This is a genomic window from Streptomyces sp. NPDC020807 (genome assembly GCF_040641575.1).
Taxonomy (GTDB): Bacteria; Actinomycetota; Actinomycetes; order Streptomycetales; family Streptomycetaceae; genus Streptomyces.
The window spans coordinates 232,054-252,674 of record NZ_JBFADU010000005.1; the positions used below are offsets into that span (position 1 = coordinate 232,054).

19 protein-coding genes and 1 pseudogene are annotated in these 20,621 nt (G+C 73.4%); 7 read left to right on the forward strand and 13 right to left on the reverse strand.

Features of this window, described 5'->3' with window-relative positions:
* Positions 1 to 158 precede the first annotated feature (158 nt).
* Positions 159 to 944 carry a polysaccharide deacetylase family protein gene (locus AB0G79_RS11220; RefSeq protein WP_360803754.1) on the reverse strand — a complete coding sequence of 262 codons (786 nt, stop codon included), beginning with the start codon at positions 942 to 944 and terminating at the stop codon, positions 159 to 161.
* Between the two features lie 376 nt (positions 945 to 1,320).
* Entirely contained in the window at positions 1,321 to 1,725 is a 405-nt protein-coding gene (locus AB0G79_RS11225) for a hypothetical protein (RefSeq protein ID WP_360803757.1), read from the reverse strand.
* A 212-nt stretch (positions 1,726 to 1,937) separates the two neighbouring features.
* Between AB0G79_RS11225 and AB0G79_RS11230 the strand changes: the two are divergent.
* Positions 1,938 to 2,540, forward strand: a pseudogene (locus tag AB0G79_RS11230) (transposase); the annotation flags it as partial.
* On the opposite strand, the gene AB0G79_RS11235 reads toward AB0G79_RS11230, so the two are convergent.
* The 9 genes from AB0G79_RS11235 to AB0G79_RS11275 all read right to left on the reverse strand — a co-directional run bounded on the left by AB0G79_RS11235 (position 2,532) and on the right by AB0G79_RS11275 (position 11,902).
* Positions 2,532 to 2,855: a hypothetical protein gene (locus tag AB0G79_RS11235; protein WP_360803760.1), complete on the reverse strand. Its 324-nt coding sequence runs from the start codon at positions 2,853 to 2,855 to the stop codon at positions 2,532 to 2,534. The pseudogene AB0G79_RS11230 and the gene AB0G79_RS11235 overlap by 9 nt on opposite strands.
* A gap of 122 nt (positions 2,856 to 2,977) precedes the next feature.
* Positions 2,978 to 4,528 carry an ATP-dependent DNA ligase gene (locus AB0G79_RS11240; RefSeq protein ID WP_360803763.1) on the reverse strand — a complete coding sequence of 517 codons (1,551 nt, stop codon included), beginning with the start codon at positions 4,526 to 4,528 and terminating at the stop codon, positions 2,978 to 2,980.
* A 66-nt stretch (positions 4,529 to 4,594) separates the two neighbouring features.
* Positions 4,595 to 5,542, reverse strand: a complete 948-nt coding sequence (locus AB0G79_RS11245) for a DUF6397 family protein (protein ID WP_360803766.1) — start codon at positions 5,540 to 5,542, stop codon at positions 4,595 to 4,597.
* Between the two features lie 149 nt (positions 5,543 to 5,691).
* On the reverse strand, positions 5,692 to 6,105 hold the full coding sequence (locus tag AB0G79_RS11250) for a roadblock/LC7 domain-containing protein (RefSeq protein ID WP_360803769.1): 414 nt from the start codon (positions 6,103 to 6,105) through the stop codon (positions 5,692 to 5,694).
* Positions 6,106 to 6,238: 133 nt separating this feature from the next.
* Entirely contained in the window at positions 6,239 to 6,856 is a 618-nt protein-coding gene (locus tag AB0G79_RS11255; protein WP_360803772.1) for an ATP/GTP-binding protein, read from the reverse strand.
* Positions 6,837 to 7,253: a DUF742 domain-containing protein gene (locus AB0G79_RS11260; RefSeq protein WP_360803775.1), complete on the reverse strand. Its 417-nt coding sequence runs from the start codon at positions 7,251 to 7,253 to the stop codon at positions 6,837 to 6,839. Before AB0G79_RS11260 ends, AB0G79_RS11255 begins: the two co-directional genes overlap by 20 nt.
* Before the next feature lie 13 nt (positions 7,254 to 7,266).
* Entirely contained in the window at positions 7,267 to 7,701 is a 435-nt protein-coding gene (locus AB0G79_RS11265; protein WP_360803778.1) for a roadblock/LC7 domain-containing protein, read from the reverse strand.
* Positions 7,698 to 10,892, reverse strand: coding sequence for a nitrate- and nitrite sensing domain-containing protein (locus AB0G79_RS11270; RefSeq protein WP_360803781.1), 3,195 nt, complete (start codon positions 10,890 to 10,892; stop codon positions 7,698 to 7,700). The genes AB0G79_RS11265 and AB0G79_RS11270 overlap by 4 nt, the downstream gene beginning before the upstream one ends.
* Positions 10,893 to 11,074: 182 nt before the next feature.
* Positions 11,075 to 11,902: an MHYT domain-containing protein gene (locus tag AB0G79_RS11275; RefSeq protein ID WP_360803784.1), complete on the reverse strand. Its 828-nt coding sequence runs from the start codon at positions 11,900 to 11,902 to the stop codon at positions 11,075 to 11,077.
* A gap of 151 nt (positions 11,903 to 12,053) precedes the next feature.
* Between AB0G79_RS11275 and AB0G79_RS11280 the strand changes: the two genes are divergently transcribed.
* The 5 genes from AB0G79_RS11280 to AB0G79_RS11300 all read left to right on the forward strand — a co-directional run bounded on the left by AB0G79_RS11280 (position 12,054) and on the right by AB0G79_RS11300 (position 18,065).
* Positions 12,054 to 12,659: a methyltransferase domain-containing protein gene (locus AB0G79_RS11280; protein WP_360803787.1), complete on the forward strand. Its 606-nt coding sequence runs from the start codon at positions 12,054 to 12,056 to the stop codon at positions 12,657 to 12,659.
* Between the two features lie 186 nt (positions 12,660 to 12,845).
* Positions 12,846 to 15,137, forward strand: coding sequence for a M12 family metallo-peptidase (locus tag AB0G79_RS11285; protein WP_360803790.1), 2,292 nt, complete (start codon positions 12,846 to 12,848; stop codon positions 15,135 to 15,137).
* A 109-nt stretch (positions 15,138 to 15,246) separates the two neighbouring features.
* Positions 15,247 to 15,585 (forward strand): hypothetical protein, encoded by a 339-nt coding sequence (locus AB0G79_RS11290; RefSeq protein ID WP_360803793.1) that lies wholly within the window; start codon positions 15,247 to 15,249, stop codon positions 15,583 to 15,585.
* Positions 15,586 to 15,656: 71 nt separating this feature from the next.
* A complete protein-coding gene (locus tag AB0G79_RS11295) occupies positions 15,657 to 16,499 on the forward strand; it encodes a hypothetical protein (protein WP_360803796.1) in 843 nt (280 codons plus the stop codon).
* A gap of 180 nt (positions 16,500 to 16,679) precedes the next feature.
* Positions 16,680 to 18,065: a tannase/feruloyl esterase family alpha/beta hydrolase gene (locus tag AB0G79_RS11300; RefSeq protein ID WP_360803799.1), complete on the forward strand. Its 1,386-nt coding sequence runs from the start codon at positions 16,680 to 16,682 to the stop codon at positions 18,063 to 18,065.
* Positions 18,066 to 18,089: 24 nt separating this feature from the next.
* Here the strand turns inward: AB0G79_RS11300 and AB0G79_RS11305 are convergent, their stop codons facing one another.
* Positions 18,090 to 18,653, reverse strand: coding sequence for an MOSC domain-containing protein (locus AB0G79_RS11305; RefSeq protein WP_360803802.1), 564 nt, complete (start codon positions 18,651 to 18,653; stop codon positions 18,090 to 18,092).
* 44 nt (positions 18,654 to 18,697) lie between these two features.
* Positions 18,698 to 19,867 carry an acyl-CoA desaturase gene (locus tag AB0G79_RS11310; RefSeq protein ID WP_360803805.1) on the reverse strand — a complete coding sequence of 390 codons (1,170 nt, stop codon included), beginning with the start codon at positions 19,865 to 19,867 and terminating at the stop codon, positions 18,698 to 18,700.
* A gap of 216 nt (positions 19,868 to 20,083) precedes the next feature.
* Between AB0G79_RS11310 and AB0G79_RS11315 the strand changes: the two genes are divergently transcribed.
* On the forward strand, positions 20,084 to 20,602 hold the full coding sequence (locus AB0G79_RS11315; RefSeq protein ID WP_360803808.1) for a hypothetical protein: 519 nt from the start codon (positions 20,084 to 20,086) through the stop codon (positions 20,600 to 20,602).
* Positions 20,603 to 20,621 lie beyond the last annotated feature (19 nt).

The following is a 20,621-nucleotide window of genomic DNA, read 5'->3' on the forward strand; positions in this document are numbered from 1 at the left end:
CTGGGGGGACCATGGGGACCGGACCTCTTCGCGGTCACATACGGTGCAACGGGCCGCCGTCCCCGAATGTTCCGTGCGTGGCGACTTGGGCGGCGTGAGTCAGCTCACCCCGTTTCCGCCGCTTCCTGTCAGTCGTGTCCAGCCGCCGGCGGCCGCTTTCAGTCCTTCTCGGGGCCGTAGAGCACGCCCGGTTCGGCCTTGCCGGGGGCGAGGAGCTCGGGGACCGTCACGAACGTGAAGCCCCGGCGTTTGAGCTCGTCGATGATCGACGGGACGGCGGGGACGGTGCCGTCGTAGATGTCGTGGAGCAGGATGATGCCGTCGCCGCTCGCCTGGTCGAGCACCCGCTGCCGTATGAGCGCGGAGTCGGTCGTCGAGTAGTCCTTGGCGGTGACGGTCCACAGGATCTGCGCGAGGCCGAGTTCCTTGCTGACCTCGGAGACCGAGTCGTCGGTACGACCCTGCGGCGGACGCATCAGGGTCGGCTTGCGGCCGGTGAGCTTCTCGATCGCGTCCTGCGTGCGCGAGAGCTCCTCGCGGACCTGGTCCTTGTCGAGCTCGGTGAGGATCCGGTGGGTCCAGGTGTGGTTGGCGATCTCGTGGCCTTCGGCGGCCATGCGCTTGACCACCTCGGGATAGCGGACGACGTGGTTCTCCCCGAGCAGGAAGAACGTCGCCGGAACCTGCTTCTCCTTGAGGATGTTCAGGAGTCGGGGCGTGTCCTTGCCCGGCCCCGCGTCGAAGGTCAGGGCTATGCACTTCACCTTCGTGCAGTCGACCCGCCCGGAGCCCTTGCCCGAGTCGGCCTGCGCCCCCTTCGCGCCCCGCGCCTCCTGCGGCGTGACCCGGTCGACCCCGCAGCCCGCGAGCGTGAGCGCCAACGACACGGCGGCGAGCACTGCCGCCGCCGTTCCCCTGCGTCCGCCCGAACCGGATCGGAACATGCTGAAACCCGCTTTCCCCTGTGACGTCTCGGTACCGCCGCGTCCGCCGCCTGGTCAGGACGGGTCGCGCGACGTCAGGTGCAGGACTCTACACACGGTGTATACCGATAATCACAGCGGGGGTCTCACTCGCCTCACGCATCGCGCGCGAGCCCGCGTCGGGTCAGCCGGGTCAGCCGCCGGTCGACGAGGCGAGGCGGTCGGTGACCACGACGGACACGGTGCGGATGAGCCGCAAGCACACCCCGGCCACCAGGATGTTCCTGTCGATGGCGCAACAGCCGACCAGTCGCACCAGCGTGGTGCGGGCGCCGTATGCGGCGCCCGTCCCGGGCGGCGCCCGTCCGCCCCGCCCGGGTGTCAGTGGCCGCGCCCGTCAGCGGGAGGCGAGCAGCAGGCGGGCCTCGGTCTCCTGGTCGCCCGATACGGACTGCAAGGACTGGATGTCGAAGCCCGCGGCGAGCACCCGCTCGACCTCGTCGACGGCGTGGTAGCCGCCCGTGAGGGTGGCGCCGACCGGCGCGGAGAGGTGGGTGGGACGCACGTCCTCGTGCCGTCCGGCGGCGGTGTCGAAGGTGGCGACCCAGACGGTCGGGGCGGGCCCCGCCGCCCTCTGCGGGCTCGGCGTCGGCGACTCCTCCAGTTGGTAGACGCCTTCGAGGACGTCGAAGACGGCCTGGGCGTCCTCCCGGCCGCAGTCACACAGCTGGACCGTGACGTCGGTGTCGATGTGCATGTCGTACACGTCGCTCATCTCCTCGCGGGCCGCGACGCTCACCACGCCACGCGCCCTCCCACGCGACCTCGTGTCACTTCTCCAGCATCCCCCTCAACCCCGACCACCGCGAGGGGCCCCTCCCCCCCCTCCCCCCCCGCTACCTTTTTCGTGGCTCCGCAATGGGGCCTCCGGGCTTCGGGTCCGGCATGACTTCCCCCCTTGTTGTTGATGATCCGGGGGGGTGTCACCGGGCCCGGCGGCATCGACGGACCGCTCCGTCGCTGGAACGGGTGCTGGGGCCGCGGCTGCAGCACCCGGCCGTCCTCACCCTGCTGGAACGGTTCGGTCACCGGCCCAGATACGCAAGGCCGGCCGTCGGCGGCTGGTCACGCTGCTGCGGCCGAAAGCGCCGAGGATGGCCGAGCGGCTGGTCGAGGGGATCTTCGCCGCGCTGGACGAGCAGACCGTGACGGTCCCGGGGACGGAGGCGGCCTCGTTGATCGTCCCGAGCCTGGCCGGATCGCTCGCCGCCGTGCTCGACCAACGCAAGCCGTTGGCCGGGCGGATCGAGGAACTGCTGGAGGACCAGCCTCTTTCCAAGGTCCTGATGTCGATGCCGGGCATTGGCGTCAGGACCGGGGCCACGATCCTGATCGAGGTCGGTGACGGCAGCACTTTCCCGACCGCCGGCTTTCTTCCTCTCCGCGTTCGCCGCCCTGGGTGACCCGGCCTCGCGGGCCCAGTACGACAAGAAGATCGCCCAGGGCGAGCACCACACCCAGGCCCTGCTCTGCCTCGCCCGACGCCGGACCGACGTCCTGTTCCCCATGCTCCGCGACGGCACCTTCTACGAACCCCAGCCCGCCAGGTCAGGCTGAATAGCCAAGCGTCCGCCTTGCTTCAGCCCACAGCCGCTCGAACTCTTCTGCGGAGATCTCGGCCGCCTGCGGGTGGTCCTGCCAGCCGTCCATGGGGCCTTCAGCGAGAACGCCGAACTGCCGTTCATAGCGGGACATCGCCGCGAGATCGTCTCGATCACGCAAGTGCAGGACTTCTTCCAGAGAGACCGCCGTCACTGGCCGCGAGTCCTGCCCTCGGACCTCGACCTGTCGCGCTGCCCAGCCTTCGTCATCGGCCTCGAAGTACAGCCACAGATCTTCGTCCTCGTAGTAGGTCCGGAACCAGGTCGTCATGCCGCAAATCCTGACCCACGACCTTGACCGAAGAGAGAGGGCCCCCTCCTTCTTCGTTGCCTCACGCCCCGTGGCGCGCCGCCGCTCCCCGCCGATCTCCGCCGCTTCCCCGCCGTTCCGTGTCAGGCGTCGTCGCCTCTGAGTGCATCGAGGGTGTCCGCTTGTGCCGGCGTCTTGTCGGGGCGGTAGCGGAGGACGCGGGCGAAGCGCAGGGTGATGCCGCCGGGGTAGCGGGTCGAGCGTTGGAGGCCGTCGTAGGCGATCTCCACGACGAGCTCCGGACGTACGTGCACGGTGAAGCCGTCGTCCGACACCGCCAGGGCTCCGAGGTGCTCGGTCTGCCAGCGCAGGACCTCGTCCGTCAGGCCCTTGAACGTCTTGCCCACCATCACGAACCCGCCGTCGGCGGATCGGGCGCCGAGGTGGAGGTTGGAGAGGAGGCCGGTTCTGCGTCCGTGGCCGCGTTCCACGGCGAGGACGACGAGGTCGACGGTGTGGACCGGCTTCACCTTCAGCCAGGAGCGTCCCCTGCGGCCGGCCACGTAGGGCGCGTCCAGGGCCTTGACCAGGACGCCTTCGTGGCCGCGGGCCAGCGTCTCCGTGAAGAAGCGTTCTGCCTCCTCTCTGCTCGTGGGGTCGGTCGGGTCCGCGACGACGTGGCGGCGGACCCGTTGGGGTTCGGGGAGCAGTCGGGCGAGGACCGTGTGGCGGTCCTGTCCCGGCCGGTCGATCAGTTCCTCTCCGTCGGCGGCGAGGACGTCGAAGAAGACGGGGGTCAGGGGCAGGGCGGCTCGGGCGCCGGTGACGTCGGTGCGGGAGCCGACGCGGGCGGCGATGGACTGGAAGGGGACGGGCCGGCCCGTCCCCGGGTCGAGGGCGATCACCTCGCCGTCGAGGATGAATCCGTCGGCGGGCACCGCCCGGGCGGTGGCGACGACCTCGGGGAGACGGTCGGTGATGTCGTCGAGGGACCGGGTGTACACCCGGATCTCGTCGCCGAGGCGGTGGACCTGGATGCGGATGCCGTCGAGCTTCTCCTCGACGACGCAGGGCCCGAGGGCCTCGATCGCCTCGGTGACGGAGGCCGCGGTGTGGGCCAGCATCGGCTGCACCGGGCCGCCCACCCGCAGGGTGAACGCCTCGAGCGCCGCGGCGCCCCGGGCCAGTACGGCCTGGGCGACGGGAGGCAGGGATCCTTCGAGCATGACCGCCCGCCGGAGCTCGGTGGCGGGCACGGCCGCCGCCTTCGCGACGGCTTCCAGCGCGACGGCGTCGAGTGCCCCCTGTCGCACCTCCCCCGACAGCAGTCGCACCAGGAGCTCCTGCTCGTCACGGGTGGCGGCCGTGAACAGCTCGCGGATCCTGCGGTCCCGCTCCGCCCTCGATCCCGCGCCTGAGACGGCCGCGAGTCCCGAGAGGGCGGTGTCCACGTCCGCGAGGGTGAGACCCGGTGCCTCGGCGGAGGGGACGGCGGGTGGCACGACGTTCTTCAGGACGCTCCAGCCGACGCCGATGCGGCCCTGCGGGAGCCGTCCCGAGAGATAGGCGATGACGAGCGGGCTCTCCTCGGGCTCCGCCTCCGCGAAGAGCTCCGCCAGCAGGCCGGTCTTGCGGGAGCGGGCCGAGGTGGCGGCGACCTCGCGGGACACCTCCGCGACACGGGCGAGCAGCATGGGGCCATCCTCCCCAGAGCCTGGGCTTGTCGCACGCCGACGAGCTGGTCCGCGAGCTCATCCCTGTCACGGCCAGGCCGCGGCCCGTTGGCCTCTCCTTGCGCGAGGGGATCCCAGGGTCTTTCGCCGCAGGATGCGGTCGAGCAGGCGGGGGCGGCGTGGGGCCGCGGGTGTGAGGGGCGGGCTTGGGGTCGGGTCCGGGGTGGTGGGGCGTGAGGGTGCGGCAGGGTGTGGGGCCTGCCCGGTCGTGCGCGCTTCTTCGAGGGTCTGGGTCAGGGTCGACCGGTACCAGGCGATCTCGTCCGGCTCCTCCGCCCGTGCGAGCCGGTCGGCGATCTCCTTCGCGGCGCCCGACAGCGGGAGGCCCGGTTCGGGGGGTGGTCGCAGGTGGTCCAGACGGGCCCGTTCGTACGCGTCGGGCACGAGCTCGGCCAGGTGGGCGGGGTCCAGCATCGAGGCGAGGGCGGCCGCTCTCGACCAGGGATCGTCCTCGGCCGCCCGGAGCAGCAGGCCGAGTCGGCGCATGCGCCAGTTCCTGGCGCGCGTGTCCTCCTGGGCCGCCAGCCGCTCCCTCACGTCCAGCGGGAGGTGTCCGGCGAGCAGCGCCGGTCGCGTCAGGGCGAACTCGCCGATCTCCGCAGCCAGGTAGGTCCACACGACGGCCCGGTAGCGGTTCAGGTAGAACCGCACCGGCGCGAGGTGGCCTGTCCTGGCGAGTCGCGTGAACCGGTCGGGGGCCACTCCGAGCAGCGCGGCCGCCTCCCTCGTACCGACCTCGCGGACCCGCTCGCGCAGTCCCGACGGGAAGTCGGGGGCGGAGGTGAGGCGTGCGATCTCCGCCCGTTCGACCCGCCGCCGTTCCCCCGGTCCCCTGGGCCCTCCCGCGCCGGCTCCTGTCGGCACCGTCCTCACGAAGCCCATGCGCACGGCGAGTCGGAACTCTCCGCGCCGCAGGCGCAGTTCCTCCGCCGCCCGTGTGGCCGTCACCGTGCGCGTGCTGTCGTCGACCGTCATGACACGGCCCTCCCCGTCCGTCCGTCCCGCGTGTTCTCTCGTACGTGATGTACCCGACGAGAAAGACCGTAACGCAGAGTGACGACATCGGGGGAGGTTGTGGACAACGCCCTGTGGACGACCCTCGCGGACGCCGGTCGGGCGCGCCGTCAGAGCGTGTCGCCGCCCGCCTGTCCGGGCAGTCGGGCCGCCACCCCGAGGTGCTCGCCGACCCGGTTGACCAGGAGCGTCATCTCGTACGCGACCTGGCCGACGTCCGCCTCGGCCGCGCTGAGAACGCAGAGGCAGCTGCCTTCGCCCGCCGCCGTCACGAAGAGCAGCGCCTCGTCGAACTCGACCATCGTCTGCCGCGCCCTGCCGGCCCGGAAGTGGCGCCCGGAGCCGCGGGCGAGGCTGTGCAGTCCCGAGGAGACCGCGGCGAGGTGCTCGGCGTCCTCGCGGGCGAGGCCGCTGCTCGCGCCCGTCACCAGACCGTCGTTCGACAGCACCAGCGCGTGCCGTATGTACCCGACCCGCTGGGTCAGGTCGTCGAGAAGCCAGTCCAGTTCCTTGTCCAACGCCATGTGCGGTCCTCCCCCTTGGTCGTACGTGTCCGCGCAAGCCTTACGCACTGTCGTGGGCAGGGCAAGGACCTCACGGGGACAGCGCGCCCGTACGGTCCGTTCCCCGGGCGGTCGTGACGTCGGCGGCGGCCGGTCAGCCGACGCTGTCGAGGAGCCGGGCGGTGTGCATCCGTCCGGCGTACTCGACGAGCCGGATGAGGACCTCCTTGCCGGAGTCGCGGTCGCGCGCGTCGCACAGCACCACGGGTGTGCCGCGGTCGAGGTCGAGGGCGCGCGAGACGTCGGCGGCGCCGTAGGTACGTGCGCCCGTGAAGCAGTTGACGGCGACGACGAAGGGGATCTTGCGGTGTTCGAAGTAGTCGACGGCCGGGAAGCAGTCCTCCAGGCGGCGGGTGTCGGCGAGTACGACGGCCCCGAGCGCCCCCTGCGACAGCTCGTCCCAGAGGAACCAGAAACGATCCTGCCCCGGTGTGCCGAAGAGGTAGAGCGAGAGTCCGGAGCGGATCGTGATGCGTCCGAAGTCCATGGCGACGGTCGTGGTGGTCTTCTGGGCGACCCCGCCGGTGTCGTCGACGAGTTCGCCGGCGCGGCTGAGCTGCTCCTCGGTGCGCAGGGGCCGGATCTCGCTGACGGCGCCGACCAGCGTGGTCTTGCCGACGCCGAAGCCTCCGGCGACCAGGATCTTCAGGGCGAGGGCGGCGGGTTCCGCTCCCTCGCGTGCGCCGGTGTTCTCAGAGCGCTCGTAGGCCATCGATGACTTCCCTCAGGATTCTTTCGTCGGGGAGTTGTGCGGGGGGTACGGGCCTGCTGACGCGCACGAAGCCCGATTCGAGGAGGTCGCCGAGGAGGACCCGGACGACTCCGACGGGCAGGTCGGCGTCGGCGGCGAGTTCGGCCACCGACTGCGTCTCGGCGCGGCAGAGGGCGAGCAGGGAGCGGTGTTCGGGGCCGAGGAGGGATTCCTCGGCGGGCCCCGGCGGGTCGTCGTCGACGACGACGAGGGCGATGAGGTCGAACCGTACGTTGCTGGGGCCGGGCCGGGTCCGGCCGCCGGTCATCGCGTAGGGCCGTACGAGCGGGCCGGCTTCGGCGTCGTACCAGTGACTGCCCGGTGCGGGCGGGCCGCCGCCGGTGCTGTCCTCGTTCATGGGGGTCTCCGGGTCAGCCGGCGGCAGGCGGTGTGACGGTGAGCCGCGGCGGGGTGTGGAGGTGCTCGCCGACGCGCTTGACGAGGCGGGCCATCTCGTAGGCGATGAGGCCGATGTCGGCGCTGACCGAGCTGAGGACGGCGAGGCAGGAGCCGTCGCCCGCCGCGGCGACGAAGAGGAAGCCGTCGTCCATCTCGACCATCGTCTGGCGGACGCCCCCGGTCTGGAACTGGCGTCCGGCGCCCTTGGCGAGGCTGTGGAATCCGGAGGCGATGGCGGCGAGGTGTTCGGCGTCCTCGCGGCTGAGTCCGCTGGAGGAGCCGACGGCGAGTCCGTCGTTGGAGAGCACCACGGTGTGCCGGACCTCGCGGACGCGCATGACGAGGTCGTCGAGGAGCCAGTCGAGTTCGCCGGAGCGGTGGGGGGTGAGCCTCTCGTGGTCGATCATGCGTCGTCTCCTTCGAGGTGCGGGGCGGGGTACGGGTCGGGGTGCACGGGCGCGTGCGGGGGCGTCGTGTGCGGGGGCGGGGTCTGGAACGGGGCCTGGACCTGGGTCTGGTGGGGTGTCTGTCGGGGGTCGGTGTCGAAGCCGGTGCCGAGGGGGCGTCTGCTGCCGGGGGCGGGACCGCCGCCGCGCTGCCAGCCGTCGCGGTACGCCGCCATCCGGTCGCGTACCCGTTCCGGGGTACGCGCGTCCGTGCCGAGCGTCGTGGGAGCGGGCGCGGGTGCCGGGGCGGGTGCTTCGCGCAGCTGTGGCACGAGGCTCGCCTGCCGTACGCGGCGCGGGAGGTCGCCGTCGAGGTCGCCGAGTCCGTCCCCGCCCGGTGCTCCGGGGCCGTCTCCGTACGGACTCCGTGCGGGCGGTCCGGCCGGGGGCGGAGCCTGTACGGGTACGGGTACGGGTACGGGTGCGGGGCCCGCGACCGGTGCGGGGGCCGGGGTCGGCGTCGAGGCCGGGGTCGGGGCCGGCGGTACGGGGCCGCGTTGCCGTATGGCCGTGACCTCGGCGGGCGGAGGGCCCGGTTCCGGGCGCGACGCGAGGGCGGGGACCGGCGTCGGCCGCGTCAGGGGCTGCGGCGCGGCGGGGCGGTGCGCGCGGTCCGCGGGCGGGGGTCCGCTCACGGGCTGCGGCCGGCCGGGCTGTCGTGGTGGGGTACCGCGGCCGGCCGGGGCCGGTCCGAGGGGGAGGGTGGGCGTCGACGGCGTCTTGCGCGGTCCCTGGGGGCGGCCGAAGCGGCGGGCCTCGGCGCGCTGCGCCTCCTCGTGTTCGCGCGCGGCACGTGCGGCGGCTGCCGCCGTACCGCTGGGGCGTCCGTCGCCGGTGTGCCCGCCGCCCGTGCGGGGGTCACGGGCCTGGCCGGGGGCAGCCGGGTCCCGCTGCGGAGTGGTGGCCCCGGCCGGTGTGCCGGGCCGGGCGCCCTCGGGGCCCTCGCCGCGGCCGGGGGGCAGGGCGCCCTGGAGGAGGTCGGTCGGGAGGAGGACGACGGCCGTCGTTCCGCCGTACGGGGAGGTCCGCAGGTGGACCTTGATGTCGTGGCGGGAGGAGAGGCGGCTGACGACGAAGAGGCCGAGCCGGTCGCTGTCGAAGAGGTCGAGGGCCTCGGACTGCTCGATGCGGGCGTTGGCCTCGGCGAGGGACTCCTTGCCCATGCCGAGTCCGCGGTCCTCGATCTCCAGGGCGTATCCGTTGCCGACGGGTTCGCCGCTGACGCGGACCTTGGTGTGGGGCGGGGAGAACTGGGCGGCGTTCTCGATGAGTTCGGCGAGGAGGTGGGTGAGGTCGGCGACGGCGCCGCCGACGACGGCCGTCTCCGGGAGCCGGCGCACCTCCACGCGCGCGTAGTCCTCGATTTCGGAGACGGCGGCGCGGACGACGTTGGTGAGGGGGACGGGCATGCGCCAGGCGCGGCCGGGGGCGGCGCCGGAGAGGATGATCAGGCTCTCGGCGTGTCGTCGCATGCGGGTGGTGAGGTGGTCGAGGCGGAAGAGGTCGCCGAGTTCGTTGGGGTCGTCGGCTCGTCGCTCCATGCTGTCGAGGAGGTTGAGCTGGCGGTGGACGAGGACCTGGCTGCGGCGGGCGAGGTTGACGAAGACGCCGGAGATGCCGGAGGCGAGTTCGGCGCGTTCGACGGCCGCGGAGAGGGCCGCGCGGTGCACGGTCGTGAGGGCTTCGCCGACCTGGCCGATCTCGTCCTGCGAGGCGGGCTCGGGGGGCGCCTCGGCCTGGACGTCGATCTCCTCGCCCGCGCGGAGCCTGCGCATGGCGGAGGGGAGTTTGCGGCGGGCGATGCCGAGGGCGGTGTTGCGCAGGCTGACGAGTTCGACGACGAGGCCGCGGCCGATGCGGACGGAGATGACGAGGGAGGCGGCGACGGCGGCGAGGCCGAGGAGGACCGCGGCGCCGCCGACGCTGAGCACTCCGCCGGCGAAGGGATCGGCGCGGTCGGCCGCGACGGTGCGGGCTTCGGTCTCCACGGCGGTGAGTCCGCCCCGTACGGCGGTCAGGGTCTCCTCCCAGTCGGCGGAGGGCACCGCCTGGGCGGCGGGGCGGCCGGAGGCGGCGGCGAGGACGGCGTCCTCGGCGCGCACGAGTCGGGCGTGGTCGCGTCCGGCGGCGAGCCGGTTCCACGCGGCGCGCGCGTCGGGCGGGAGGTCGGCGACGGCGGAGGCCATGAGCGTGCGGCGGGTCTCGACGGCGCCGGAGAAGGCGCGGACGCGTTCGGTGGGGAGGGTTCCGGTGAGGTGGGCGGCGCCGAGGAGGGCGTCCTCGCGGGAGAGCATCTCGACCGCGCGGCCGAATTCGAGGAGCACGCGCGCGTCGGCGCCCAGTTCGCTGTCCTGGATGCCGGTGAGGGCGCCCCCGACGGTGAATCCGGCGGAGACGGCGGCGGTGTACTCGTCGTAGAGCTGGTCGCCGTCGGCGCTGCCGTCGACGGCGGCGGTACGGAGTTTGGCGAGGCTCTCGGCCTTGTCGAGGAAGGCGCCGACCCGGGCGGGGACTTCGCCGGGCAGGTCCCCGGTGTCGCCGACGGTGTGCCGGTCGTCGAGGCGGAGGCGGTCGAGGGCGGTGTCCGTGCGCCGGATGCGCTCCTTGAGCTCGGCGGCGCGGGCGGTGCCGGGGGCGGCGGCCTGGCGTACGGCGGCGCGGCGTTCGGCCTGGAGGGCGGTGATCGCGGCCGTGACCGGTTCGCGGATCTCGGCGTCGACGCGCTGGAGCTGGCGGAGCCGCGCGACGTCCTGCGCGGTGGTGACGGTGGCGAATCCCCACAGGGCGAGGAGCGACACGACGGGGACCATGAGGAGCGAGACGATCTTGGCTCGGACGGTACGGGGGCGCAGGCCGAGGCGCGGCAGTCGGGCGGCGCGTGCGGGGGCGGCCGTCCGGACGGATCCTCCGGGGGCGTCGTGGGCAGGGGCGCGCCGGGTGTCCCGGATGGATGTCCGCCGTGTGTCGCGGGCCGGTGTCCCGGGTGCGGCCGGGGTGGGTATCTCGGTGTCGGGGTCGGTGGCCGGAGCGTCCCCGGGGGCGTGGGCGCCCGGTTCCTCGGCGGGCGGACCGGCGTGTGCGCGTCGCCCGCGCGCGGCGGCCGGCGGCGGTTCCGCCGTCTCGGCGCCCTTGGTCTTGCGGGGAGTTCGCATGGCGTCCTCGTTCCGGCTGCGTCTGTCGTCTGGTGCGGTGGGTGCGGTAGGTGCCGTGCGGCAGGTGGGGGGGGGCGGGTCGGTGCGTGGGGCAGATGGGTGGTGCGGGTGGTGCGTGCGGCAGGTGGGGGGGTGCGGGTCGGTGCGTGGGGCAGATGGGTGGTGCGGGTGGTGCGTACGGGTCAGGAGTGGCGGGCCGTCTCGGTGGTGCGGAAGCCGGGCGGTGCGACGTCCACGGCGCGTTCGTCGGGTTCGGTGAGGCGTTCGGCGGAGGCGTAGGCGGCTCGTTCGCCGGCCGTCGGGGAGAGGGCGACGAAGGCGGAGGTGATGAAGAGGTAGGAGCCGAGGCCGACGGCGAGCGGGAAGATGAACTGCATGACGGTGGCGCCCGGGAGGGCGGCGGCGGAGGGTGCGACGTCGACGCTGACGGCGAGCATCCCGGTGTAGTGCATGCTGCTGACGGCCCCGCCCATGACGAGCGAGGCGAAGGCGACGGCGGCGGGGGCGTGGATGTTGAGGGCCGCCCAGAGGGCGGCGGTCGCGGCGACGACGGCGATCAGGACCGACAGCGCGACGAGCAGGGGGTCGTACCGCACCTCGCCGTGCAGGCGGAGGGCCGCCATGCCCATGTAGTGCATGCTCGCGACGCCGACGCCCGTGGTCAGTCCGCCGACCAGGAGCGAACGGACCCGGTCACGGCCGTAGCCGACGGCGAACACGCCGATGCCGACGACGGCCATGGCGACGACGAGGCTGAGGATGGTGAGCGGCACGTCGTAGCGGATGTCGGTTCCGGTCACGCCGAAGCCGAGCATCGCCACGAAGTGCATCGTCCAGATGCCGGTTCCGATCGCGGAGGCGGCGGTGAGCAGCCAGTTCCGCCGTGACCGGCCGGTGGCGTCGAGCGCCCGTACGGTGCAGCGCAGGCCGAGGGCGGCGCCGATGCAGGCCATCGCGTACGACAGCGCGGGTGTCAGCCAGCCGAAGGTGGCGTGGTCCAGGTGTCCCATGGCTCAGGGACGCTAGTGCGCATCGGGGGGCGCACCCGGGGCGCATTTCGAAAGCTGATGGAATATGACAGAGAGATGATCCCGAACGATCACACCGAGTTCGAACGTGGGCACACAACGTTCACGCCATCGGGTGCGGAATCATGGGCACATGAGCGATGACCCCACACACGTACGAGAGTTCTTCGGCGCCCGGGCGGCCGGCTGGGACAGCAGGTTCCCCGACGACGGACCCGCGTACGCCGCCGCCGTGAGCGAACTCGGGCTGCGTCCCGGCGACGCGGTGCTCGACGCGGGCTGCGGCACCGGGCGCGCCCTTCCGCCGCTCCGCGCCGCCGTCGGCCCGTCCGGCACCGTGCTCGGCGCGGACCTCACCCCGGAGATGCTGGCGGAGGCCGTACGGGCGGGACGCCAGGGCCGTGACGGCGGGACGCTTCTCCTCGCCGACGTCGGCGCGCTGCCGGTGGGCGACAGCGCGCTCGACGCCGTCTTCGGGGCGGGGCTCGTCTCCCATCTCGCCGACCCCGTGGCCGATCTGCGCGAACTCGCCCGGGTCGTCCGGCCGGGCGGCCGGCTCGCGCTCTTCCACCCGATCGGCCGCGCCGCCCTGGCCGCCCGTCACGGCCGTCGGATCACCCCGGACGACCTGCGTGCCGAGCCGAACCTGCGGCCGGTGCTCGCCGAGAGCGGTTGGCGGCTCGTCCGTTACGTGGACGAGGACACGCGCTACCTGGCTCTCGCCGTCCGCGAGGCGTGAGCGCGGAACCCCCGCACACCGCCATGCGGCGGAAAGTCGTCGCCGACACCCCGTCGCCGAGAGTGATTCTCTCGACGATCGGGTGATCACATCATCCCCACAAGGAACTCTCCCTCCAGTTCCTGCAGGTGAACCAGGTGAACCAGGCGCACGGCAACCAGTGCCCCGGGAAACAGGAGGAGAGAGATGGCCCGCTACAGATGGACGGGCGGTGTGGCCCTCGGCGCGGTGGTGCTGGGGGTCACGACCGTGACCGGCTTCGCCCCGGCGCGTGACGGCGGTGGAGCGGGCGCGTCCGGGACGGCCGCGCAGGAGCGGGGCGTGCGCGCGGCCGTGGCCGCGGGGGCGCTGAGCCCGGACACGGGCGAGCGGATCACCGCGCGGAACGACCCGCGCGCGGGCGCTCGGGCCGCCGGTCTGGACGGCGGTACGCGCGCGCGTGACCGGGCCCCGAAGGCGGACGAGGGCGAGGACTTCGGCGCGCAGCACGTACGCGCGCGCGTGGCCCGGATCCTGCCCGCGGCGCTCGGGCCGGTCTGCGGCAGCGAGTACGGGCGTGAAGTGACGTTTCCCCTGTTCGGCGACCTCACCGTCCAGGCCGTCGAGCAGGCCCGGACCACCGTCGGCACGACCCTCATCTGGCACGGTGCGGTCGCCGAGACCAGCGACCAGCACGTGATCCTGACCCTGGACGGCGGCTGCGACAAGACGCCCGGCAACGAGGTCCTGAGCGCCCAGTTCATGCTCGGCGGCGACCTCTACGCCATCGAGCCGCTCGGGCCGGGCCGCGTGACGATCGCTCAGCACACCCCCCTCACCGACGAGGACGAGGAAGAGGTCGGCGCGCCCCCCGAGGCCGCGCTCGCGGCGGAGGCGGCCCGGCGGGCCGACCACAGTGCCGACCACCCGGCCGACCACAGCGCCGACCCCTCGGCCGACCACCGGGCCGGCGACCGAACTGACCTGCAGGCCGGCCACCAGGCCGCGGCCGACGCCGCCTTCGTCGCGGCGGCCTCCAAGGCCGCGGCGGCCTGCAAGGGCGGCGCCGGGTACGCGCTCATCGACACCCTGGTCGGGTACACGCCGGGCGCCCGCACCGAGGCGGGCGGCGACACCCAGATCAAGGCCCTCGCCGCGCAGGGCGTCTCCCTCGCCAACGACGCCTTCGCCGCGAGCGGCACCAAGGTGCGGCTGCGCCTCGTGGGCACGACGCTCGTGACCGTACCGGCCACGCTCGACGCCGTGACGAACACCCTGCTGAGCGCGCTCGCCCGGCCCACCGACGGCGTCGCCGACGACGTCCCGACGCTCCGCGACCGGCTGGGCGCCGACGTCGTCTCGGTCATCGCCGCCGGGCGGGCGGCCGGCGGCCTCGGCTACACCCCGGAGAACCCCGGCCCCACCACGGCCTCCTGGGGCTACAACGTCGTCGGGCGGGGCGCGATCTCGAACTACTCGATGGGGCACGAGATCGGCCACAACATGAGCGCCGACCACGACCGCGTCACCCAGCCGGTCCAGCCCGAGAACGGCGCCACCGGCTACTTCCCCGCCAAGGGCGACTGGTCCTCGCTCATGGCGTACGAGTCCAGCTGCCGCAAGGCGACCAAGGGCGTGTGCAGCCGGATCAACCGTTTCACCAACCCGAAGCAGAAGTACCGCGGCGAGACGATCGGCATCCCGCTCGGCAAGCCCGACCAGTCCGACACGTCCGACGTCCTGAGCAAGACGGGCAAGGCCGTGGCGGGCTACCGGGCGGCGAAGACCTCCGACGCGATGTGCTCCGTCACCTCCTCGGTCTCGCCGGCGGGCTCCGGCACCGTCCAGGCCGCCGTCGCGGGGCCGTACGTGCCGGGCACGAGCACCGTCCACTCGGCCACCGCGGCGAAGGGGTACGTCTTCAGCGGCTGGAAGCTCGACGGCAAGGCCGTCAGCGGCGGGGCGGCGAACTTCCGCGTCCCGGCCGGCGACCACACCCTCGTGGCCCTCTTCAAGAAGGGCACGACCCCGACGTCGACCGTCACCACGAAGACGAGCGGCAGCGGAAAGGTGACGAAGTCACCCGCCAAGCGGGCCGAGCTGGAGGGCGCCGACCTCCTCTACCAGGCCACTCCCGCCGCCGGCTGGGACTTCGCGGGCTGGGAGGTCGACGGCTCGCACGCCGGCGGCGACGACACCGTCGCCATCGACGTCGGCACCGAGGACATGGAGCTCACGGCCGTCTTCGAGCAGAAGCGCCACCTCCTGGAGCTGGCGTGCGAAGGCGGCAGCGGCAACGTCACCCTCTCCCAGGACGGCCCCTACTCGGACGGCGACACCGTCATCGCGACGGCGACCCCGGACCCGGGGTACGTGTTCGTGGACTGGCTGCTCGACGGGGAACCGTACGGCGGCGACGAGGAGCGTGCCCAGGGCGAGACGGCCGTCACCTTCGAGGAGGAGGGCCACACCCTGACGGCGGTCTTCGCACGCGCGTGAGCGGGTAGCCGGTCGTAGCGGCCGGGGCCCCAACGCCCCCTTCTGTCCCGGCACTTCACTGTCTACGGTGGAAGTGCCGGGCAGTCGTGCCCGGGAAAGGCGGCGGACCATGGCACAGGTACGGGAACGGCTGCGCAGACTCCTCCCCTCCGCCCGCAGGGCGGCCGACCCCGACGCACGCCCCCGTCCTCGGCAGGGGCACAACCTCTTCGAGGCGGCGGCGACGTACGTCACCGCCTGCATCGAGGACGACCAGGACCGCATCGACGAGGCGGTCACCCGGGTCTCCCCCGGCCAGCTCACCTTCGGCATCAACGAACTGGCCTGCCGGGCCGTCATCGCCCTCGCGCGCGAGCGCGGCGAGTCCCCCGGCACCGTGGCCCGGTCGCTGCTCGGCCTCCGGGAGGAGGGAGGCGGGGCGGAGCGCCGTGACGGTCCCGTGGGGTGAGGCGCCGACCCCCTCGACGGGGAGGTTACTCACTGGTTAAGGTGCGCCGACTACCAGATGGGGAGGCCGCCGTGGCTGGGACGGAACCGATCGCCGAAGCCGTGGGCGGCGAGGAGGCCGCCGACGCGCTGTTCGTGCTCACCGCGGCGCTGTTGACGCCCGCCCGCTTCCCGAGCGTGCTCGGCGACGACTACCCGGAGGCCTGTGCAGCGCTCGGGCTGCTGCCCTCCGCGGCGGGGTACGGGCTGCTCTTCGGTCAGGACGGGCTCGGCGCGCGGTGGACCGTCGTCACCGACGACGTGTCGCTCGTCGCCGTCGCGATCGCCTCCTGGGACTGCGGGATGGCCTACGACCTCTCCCCCGACGAGCGCACGGTCGTGGCCGGGCTCCCGGGCTGGCCGCTGCCCGTGGCCACCTCGGCGCCCGGCGTCCCCGCCCCGCACGACCCGGAGCCCGAGGAGGGCGATCCCGAACCCCTCACCCCGCCGACCGGGGACGTCTGGGGAGCGGCCCAACGGCGGCTCGGCGCGGACGAGGTGGGCCTCCAGTGGGCCGCGTGGCGTGCGCAGGTGAGCGACGACGGGCGGACCGTGGAGCCCTCGGGGCCCGCTCCCGAGTCCCCCGCCGGACCGGAATCGGATCCGTACGACGGGGTCCGCAAGGTCCTCGACGAACTCCACGCCTATCTGGAGGAGCCACCGCCGGTCGGTCGGGTGCGGGCCGACAACGGCGGGGAGGGCGGGTCGGGGATCCTGCGGGCCGACGGGCCCGGATGGTCGCTCGTGGCCAAGGCCGGTGACATGGCCTTCGTCCTCCTCGACGCCGTGCCGCGCGAGGTCCTGCCCGTGGCCCCCGGCCCGCGGCTGCCCGCGCTGCTCGAAGCGCTCGACGCCATGGCCGTACGCCCGTCCTGACCGACGGGTCCGCCTGGCTGCCGCGGCCGACGGGGCCGCCCTGCCGCCCATCCACCGAACCCGTACGTCTCCCACATGGGACGAAGGTCCGTGGTGTGGCTCCGCACCATGGTCCGGCGGTGGCCGTGCGCCGCAGTATGTGGCGCCGCACCCCCATCCGTCGTCCCTCCGGAGGCCCACATGCGCCTGTTCCCAGGCGTTCCCCTGATCACCGCGCTCCTCACCGGGGTCACCGTCCTCGCTCCCGCGAGCACCGCCGGGGCCGCCTCGGACGCCGGTCCCTTCCCGGCGCACTGCGCGCGCCAGGACCGGCTGCACGTTCCCGGCGCCGAGCACCAGGAGTCCGCCTGCCTGGCGGACCTCACCACCAGGGGCCTCGCCGGTACCCCGTACACCGACATGGCCGACCAGGCGGGTCTGTCGTCGAAGGCGACCCGCAACCCCTCGGGCGTGCCGGGCGTCCAGATCGACGGCTACTTCCCCGACACCTCGACGTCCAACGCCACCCGCGGCTGGGCCCACGACGCCCAGTTCGTCATCCGGCTCCCCGACGACTGGAACGGCGGGCTCGTCGTCACCGGCGCCCCCGGCTCGCGGCGCCAGTACTCCACGGACACGCTCATCTCCGACCAGGTCCTCGCCCAGGGGTACGCGTACGCCGCCACGGACAAGGGCAACACGGGTCCCGACTTCTTCACCGACGGCGAGGAGCCCGGCGACGCGGTCGCCGAGTGGAACCGCCGGGTCACCGAGCTGACGCGCGCCGCGAAGAAGGCGGTGCGGCAGCGGTACGGCAGCGCCCCCGAGCGGACGTACATGACCGGCATCTCCAACGGCGGCTACCTGACGCGCTGGCAGCTGGAGAACCGGCCGGAGCTGTACGACGGCGGGGTCGACTGGGAGGGCGTCCTGTGGACGACGGACGGTCCCAACCTGCTGACGAGCCTGCCGGTGACGGTGGCGCGCTCGCGCGGTCTCGCCACGGACGACGACCTGATCGCGGCCGGATTCGCGCCGGGCTCGCGCTTCCTCTGGGCGTACCACGAGAAGGCGTACTGGGGGCTGACGCAGAAGCTCTTCCGGGCCGAGTTCGACCCGGGGTACGACCCGGCCTGCCCGGGTGCGACGGCCGGTCGCACGGTCGAGGAGATCTTCGCCGCGTGCGCCTCGGACGCCACGTACGACTACGCGTCCAGGCCGGCGTCCGTGCACCGCGCGGTCGCGAAGGTCGCGCTGACGGGGCGGATCGGGAAGCCGCTGATCACGCTCCACGGCGACCTGGACACGCTGCTGCCGATCTCGACCGACTCCGACGTGTACGCCCGGATGATCGACGCGCGGGGCCGGGGCGGGCTGCACCGGTACTACACCGTGCAGGACGGGACCCACACCGACGGGCTGTACGACTCCTACCCGGACGAGCTGCGGCCGATCCTGCCCTGCTACCGCTCCGCGTTCGACGCGCTGACCGGCTGGGTCGAGGACGGAACGCGTCCGCCCGCCGACCGCACCGTCGCGCGGCCGGCGGAGGGTGACCTCGCCAACTCCTGCGACCTGGCGGAGTAGTCCGCAGCGGTGGAAGGGCCGTGCTCAGACCCGTTCGAGGGGTCGGTGCGGCCCTTCCGGCAGTTCGGCCCTGATCGTGTCGCCGGGGCGGACCTCGCCGCCGGTGAGGACGATGCCCATGATCCCCGCCTTGCGGACGATCCCGCCCTGCTCGTCGCGGCCGACGACCTGCTTCAGGAGGCCGTGGCGGAAGCCGTCGATCTGGGCGCACGGGTTGCGCAGCCCGGTGACCTCGACGACGGCCTCGGCCCCCAGGTGGAGGAGGGTGCCGGTGGGCAGGCCGAGGAGGTCGATGCCGCGGGTGGTGACGTTCTCGCCCAGGTCGCCGGGGCGGACGTCGAATCCGGCTTCGGCGACCTCGTCGAACAGCTCGGCGTGGATGAGGTGGACCTGCCGCAGGTTCGGCTGGGTCGGGTCCGCCGCGACGCGGGAGCGGTGCCTGACCGTGACGCCCGCGTGGACGTCGCCCTCGACGCCGAGCCCCGCGAGGAGGGTGATGGTCTCGCGGTTGGGCTTGGTGAAGCTGTAGGTGCCGTTGCTGCTGACTGTCTGGACGGTGGCCGTCCGGGCCGTGGCTTCGCCGCTCATGCCGTGGAACTCCCCTTTTCCGGTGGGCGTGATCGTCCACGACCCTACTCGGCACGCTCCCCGCGCTCGACGTGCCCGGCGTGCCCGGAGTGCTGCGGGCGCTCGGCGTGCTGCGCCGGCCCGGAGTGCTGCGCGTGCTCGGCGCGCAGGGGCTCGCCCACCTCGTGGAGGTGCCCGAGGGCCTGGCGGTACGACTCCACGAAGCCGGTCTCGGTGTACGTGATGCCGAGCGCCGCGCAGTGCGCGCGTACGGCGGGCTGGGCGAGGCGCAGGTGGGGGCGGGGCATGCTCGGGAAGAGGTGGTGCTCGACCTGGTAGTTGAGGCCGCCGAGGAACCAGTCGGTCAGGGCGCCGCCCCGGATGTTCCGCGAGGTGAGCACCTGACGGCGGAGGTGGCCCCAGCTGTCGCCGTCGGCGTGCTCGTCGGGGCGCTCCATGCCCTTGTGGTTGGGGGCGAAGGCCATGCCGAGGTGGACGCCGAGGACCATCTGGTGGATCAGGGCGAAGACGAGGGCCTGGAGCGGGTTCAGGAGGGTGAGGAGCAGTGCCGCGTAACCGGCGAAGTGGGTCAGGAGCAGGGCGCCTTCGACGAGGCGCTCGCGCCGGGTGCGGAAGGGGCCGTCCTGGGCGAGCAGCGACCGGACTCCGTACACCTTGAGCGCGATGCCTTCGAGGGTCGTCAGCGGGAAGAACAGCCAGGCCTGGTGGCGGGTGAGGAAGGCGTGCAGGCCCTTGCGGCCGGCGGTCTGGTGCTCGGCGAAGACGAGGATGTCGGCGGCGACGTCCGGGTCCTTGTCCAGGTGGTTGGGGTTGGCGTGGTGGCGGTTGTGCTTGTCGTTCCACCACTCGCGGCTCATGCCGAGGAGCAGGTTGGCGTGGACGAGCTGGATGATACGGCTCGCCCTGCGGTCGGCGGTGATCTGGGCGTGCCCGGCGTCGTGGCCGACGAAGGCGGCGCGGGCGGAGAGCAGCGCGAGCGGGAAGGCGAGGAGGAGCGCCCACCAGGAGGGGCCGACGAGGGCCAGTCCCGCCACGACGGCGGCGATGCCGAGGAGGTTGACGACGATGCCCCGGGCGTACCAGCCGGGTCGGTGTTCGAGCAGCCCCTGGTCCCGTACCGACCGCAGGAGCGGTGCGAACTCGCTGCCGCCGCGGCGTCGCGGAGGCGCCTCGGCGGGGACGGCTGCCGGGGGCAGGACGGTGGCCTGGGACATGGCGGGCTCCGGGTTCTGTCGGGCGGGTGGGATCGGTGGGCGCCTGGGGAAGAACCTACGGATCCGTGACCGACCGGGGCCATGGCGTCACCACCCGTCCTGACCTGGGGGTGTTCGGGGGGACGGGGGTGGGGACAGCCCCACCCCCGTGCGGTGCCCATGCCCACCCCCGTGCGGCGCCCATGCCCGGCGCCGACGACGAGGGTGCCGAGGGCCGTGCGCCGGTGGGTGACCGAGCGGCCCGTCCGGGTCGTCGTCGCCATGCCCGCCGACCGGAGCGCGGCCGCGTGTGCGGAGGCCGTCGTGTACGCGGCCGGTGCCTGCCGCCGGGTCGGGGCGGTGGCGAATCTGGAGGGGTATCTCGATCTCGACCCGTACCCGGCGCCGGTCGGTTCCGGGACGCCGCTTCTGCTGTTCCGTACGGACGGGTTCGAGGGTGCCGCCCGCATCGAGGCCTCCTGGGCGGGCGTTCCGGGACGGCGCGCGCTGCTCGCGGGCGCGAACCACTGGACGTTCACCGACTACGGCACGCTCGTTCCGCAGCTCCGGTCCGCCGGCCTCGTGACGGCGGCGGCGCGGGCCGCGCTGGTCGGCTCCGGAGGCGCCGCCGTGGGGCTCGCCGAGGTACGGCGACGGGTGGGGTCCTTCTTCGCCCGCCATCTGGGGTGCCGGGGGACGGGGGGCGCCCCTCGGCGGAGTGGCGTGGCTCACGCGGAAATCGAACGCGTGGCGTGATCTCGTGGGGTACTCTCGG

Coding starts and splice junctions, on each gene's coding strand:
- AB0G79_RS11220 (WP_360803754.1), bottom strand. CDS start 944: ATGTTCCGATCCGGTTCGGGCGGACGCAGGGGAACGGCGGCGGCAGTG.
- AB0G79_RS11235 (WP_360803760.1), bottom strand. CDS start 2,855: ATGACGACCTGGTTCCGGACCTACTACGAGGACGAAGATCTGTGGCTG.
- AB0G79_RS11240 (WP_360803763.1), bottom strand. CDS start 4,528: ATGCTGCTCGCCCGTGTCGCGGAGGTGTCCCGCGAGGTCGCCGCCACC.
- AB0G79_RS11245 (WP_360803766.1), bottom strand. CDS start 5,542: ATGACGGTCGACGACAGCACGCGCACGGTGACGGCCACACGGGCGGCG.
- AB0G79_RS11250 (WP_360803769.1), bottom strand. CDS start 6,105: ATGGCGTTGGACAAGGAACTGGACTGGCTTCTCGACGACCTGACCCAG.
- AB0G79_RS11255 (WP_360803772.1), bottom strand. CDS start 6,856: ATGGCCTACGAGCGCTCTGAGAACACCGGCGCACGCGAGGGAGCGGAA.
- AB0G79_RS11260 (WP_360803775.1), bottom strand. CDS start 7,253: ATGAACGAGGACAGCACCGGCGGCGGCCCGCCCGCACCGGGCAGTCAC.
- AB0G79_RS11265 (WP_360803778.1), bottom strand. CDS start 7,701: ATGATCGACCACGAGAGGCTCACCCCCCACCGCTCCGGCGAACTCGAC.
- AB0G79_RS11270 (WP_360803781.1), bottom strand. CDS start 10,892: ATGCGAACTCCCCGCAAGACCAAGGGCGCCGAGACGGCGGAACCGCCG.
- AB0G79_RS11275 (WP_360803784.1), bottom strand. CDS start 11,902: ATGGGACACCTGGACCACGCCACCTTCGGCTGGCTGACACCCGCGCTG.
- AB0G79_RS11280 (WP_360803787.1), top strand. CDS start 12,054: ATGAGCGATGACCCCACACACGTACGAGAGTTCTTCGGCGCCCGGGCG.
- AB0G79_RS11285 (WP_360803790.1), top strand. CDS start 12,846: ATGGCCCGCTACAGATGGACGGGCGGTGTGGCCCTCGGCGCGGTGGTG.
- AB0G79_RS11290 (WP_360803793.1), top strand. CDS start 15,247: ATGGCACAGGTACGGGAACGGCTGCGCAGACTCCTCCCCTCCGCCCGC.
- AB0G79_RS11300 (WP_360803799.1), top strand. CDS start 16,680: ATGCGCCTGTTCCCAGGCGTTCCCCTGATCACCGCGCTCCTCACCGGG.
- AB0G79_RS11305 (WP_360803802.1), bottom strand. CDS start 18,653: ATGAGCGGCGAAGCCACGGCCCGGACGGCCACCGTCCAGACAGTCAGC.
- AB0G79_RS11310 (WP_360803805.1), bottom strand. CDS start 19,867: ATGTCCCAGGCCACCGTCCTGCCCCCGGCAGCCGTCCCCGCCGAGGCG.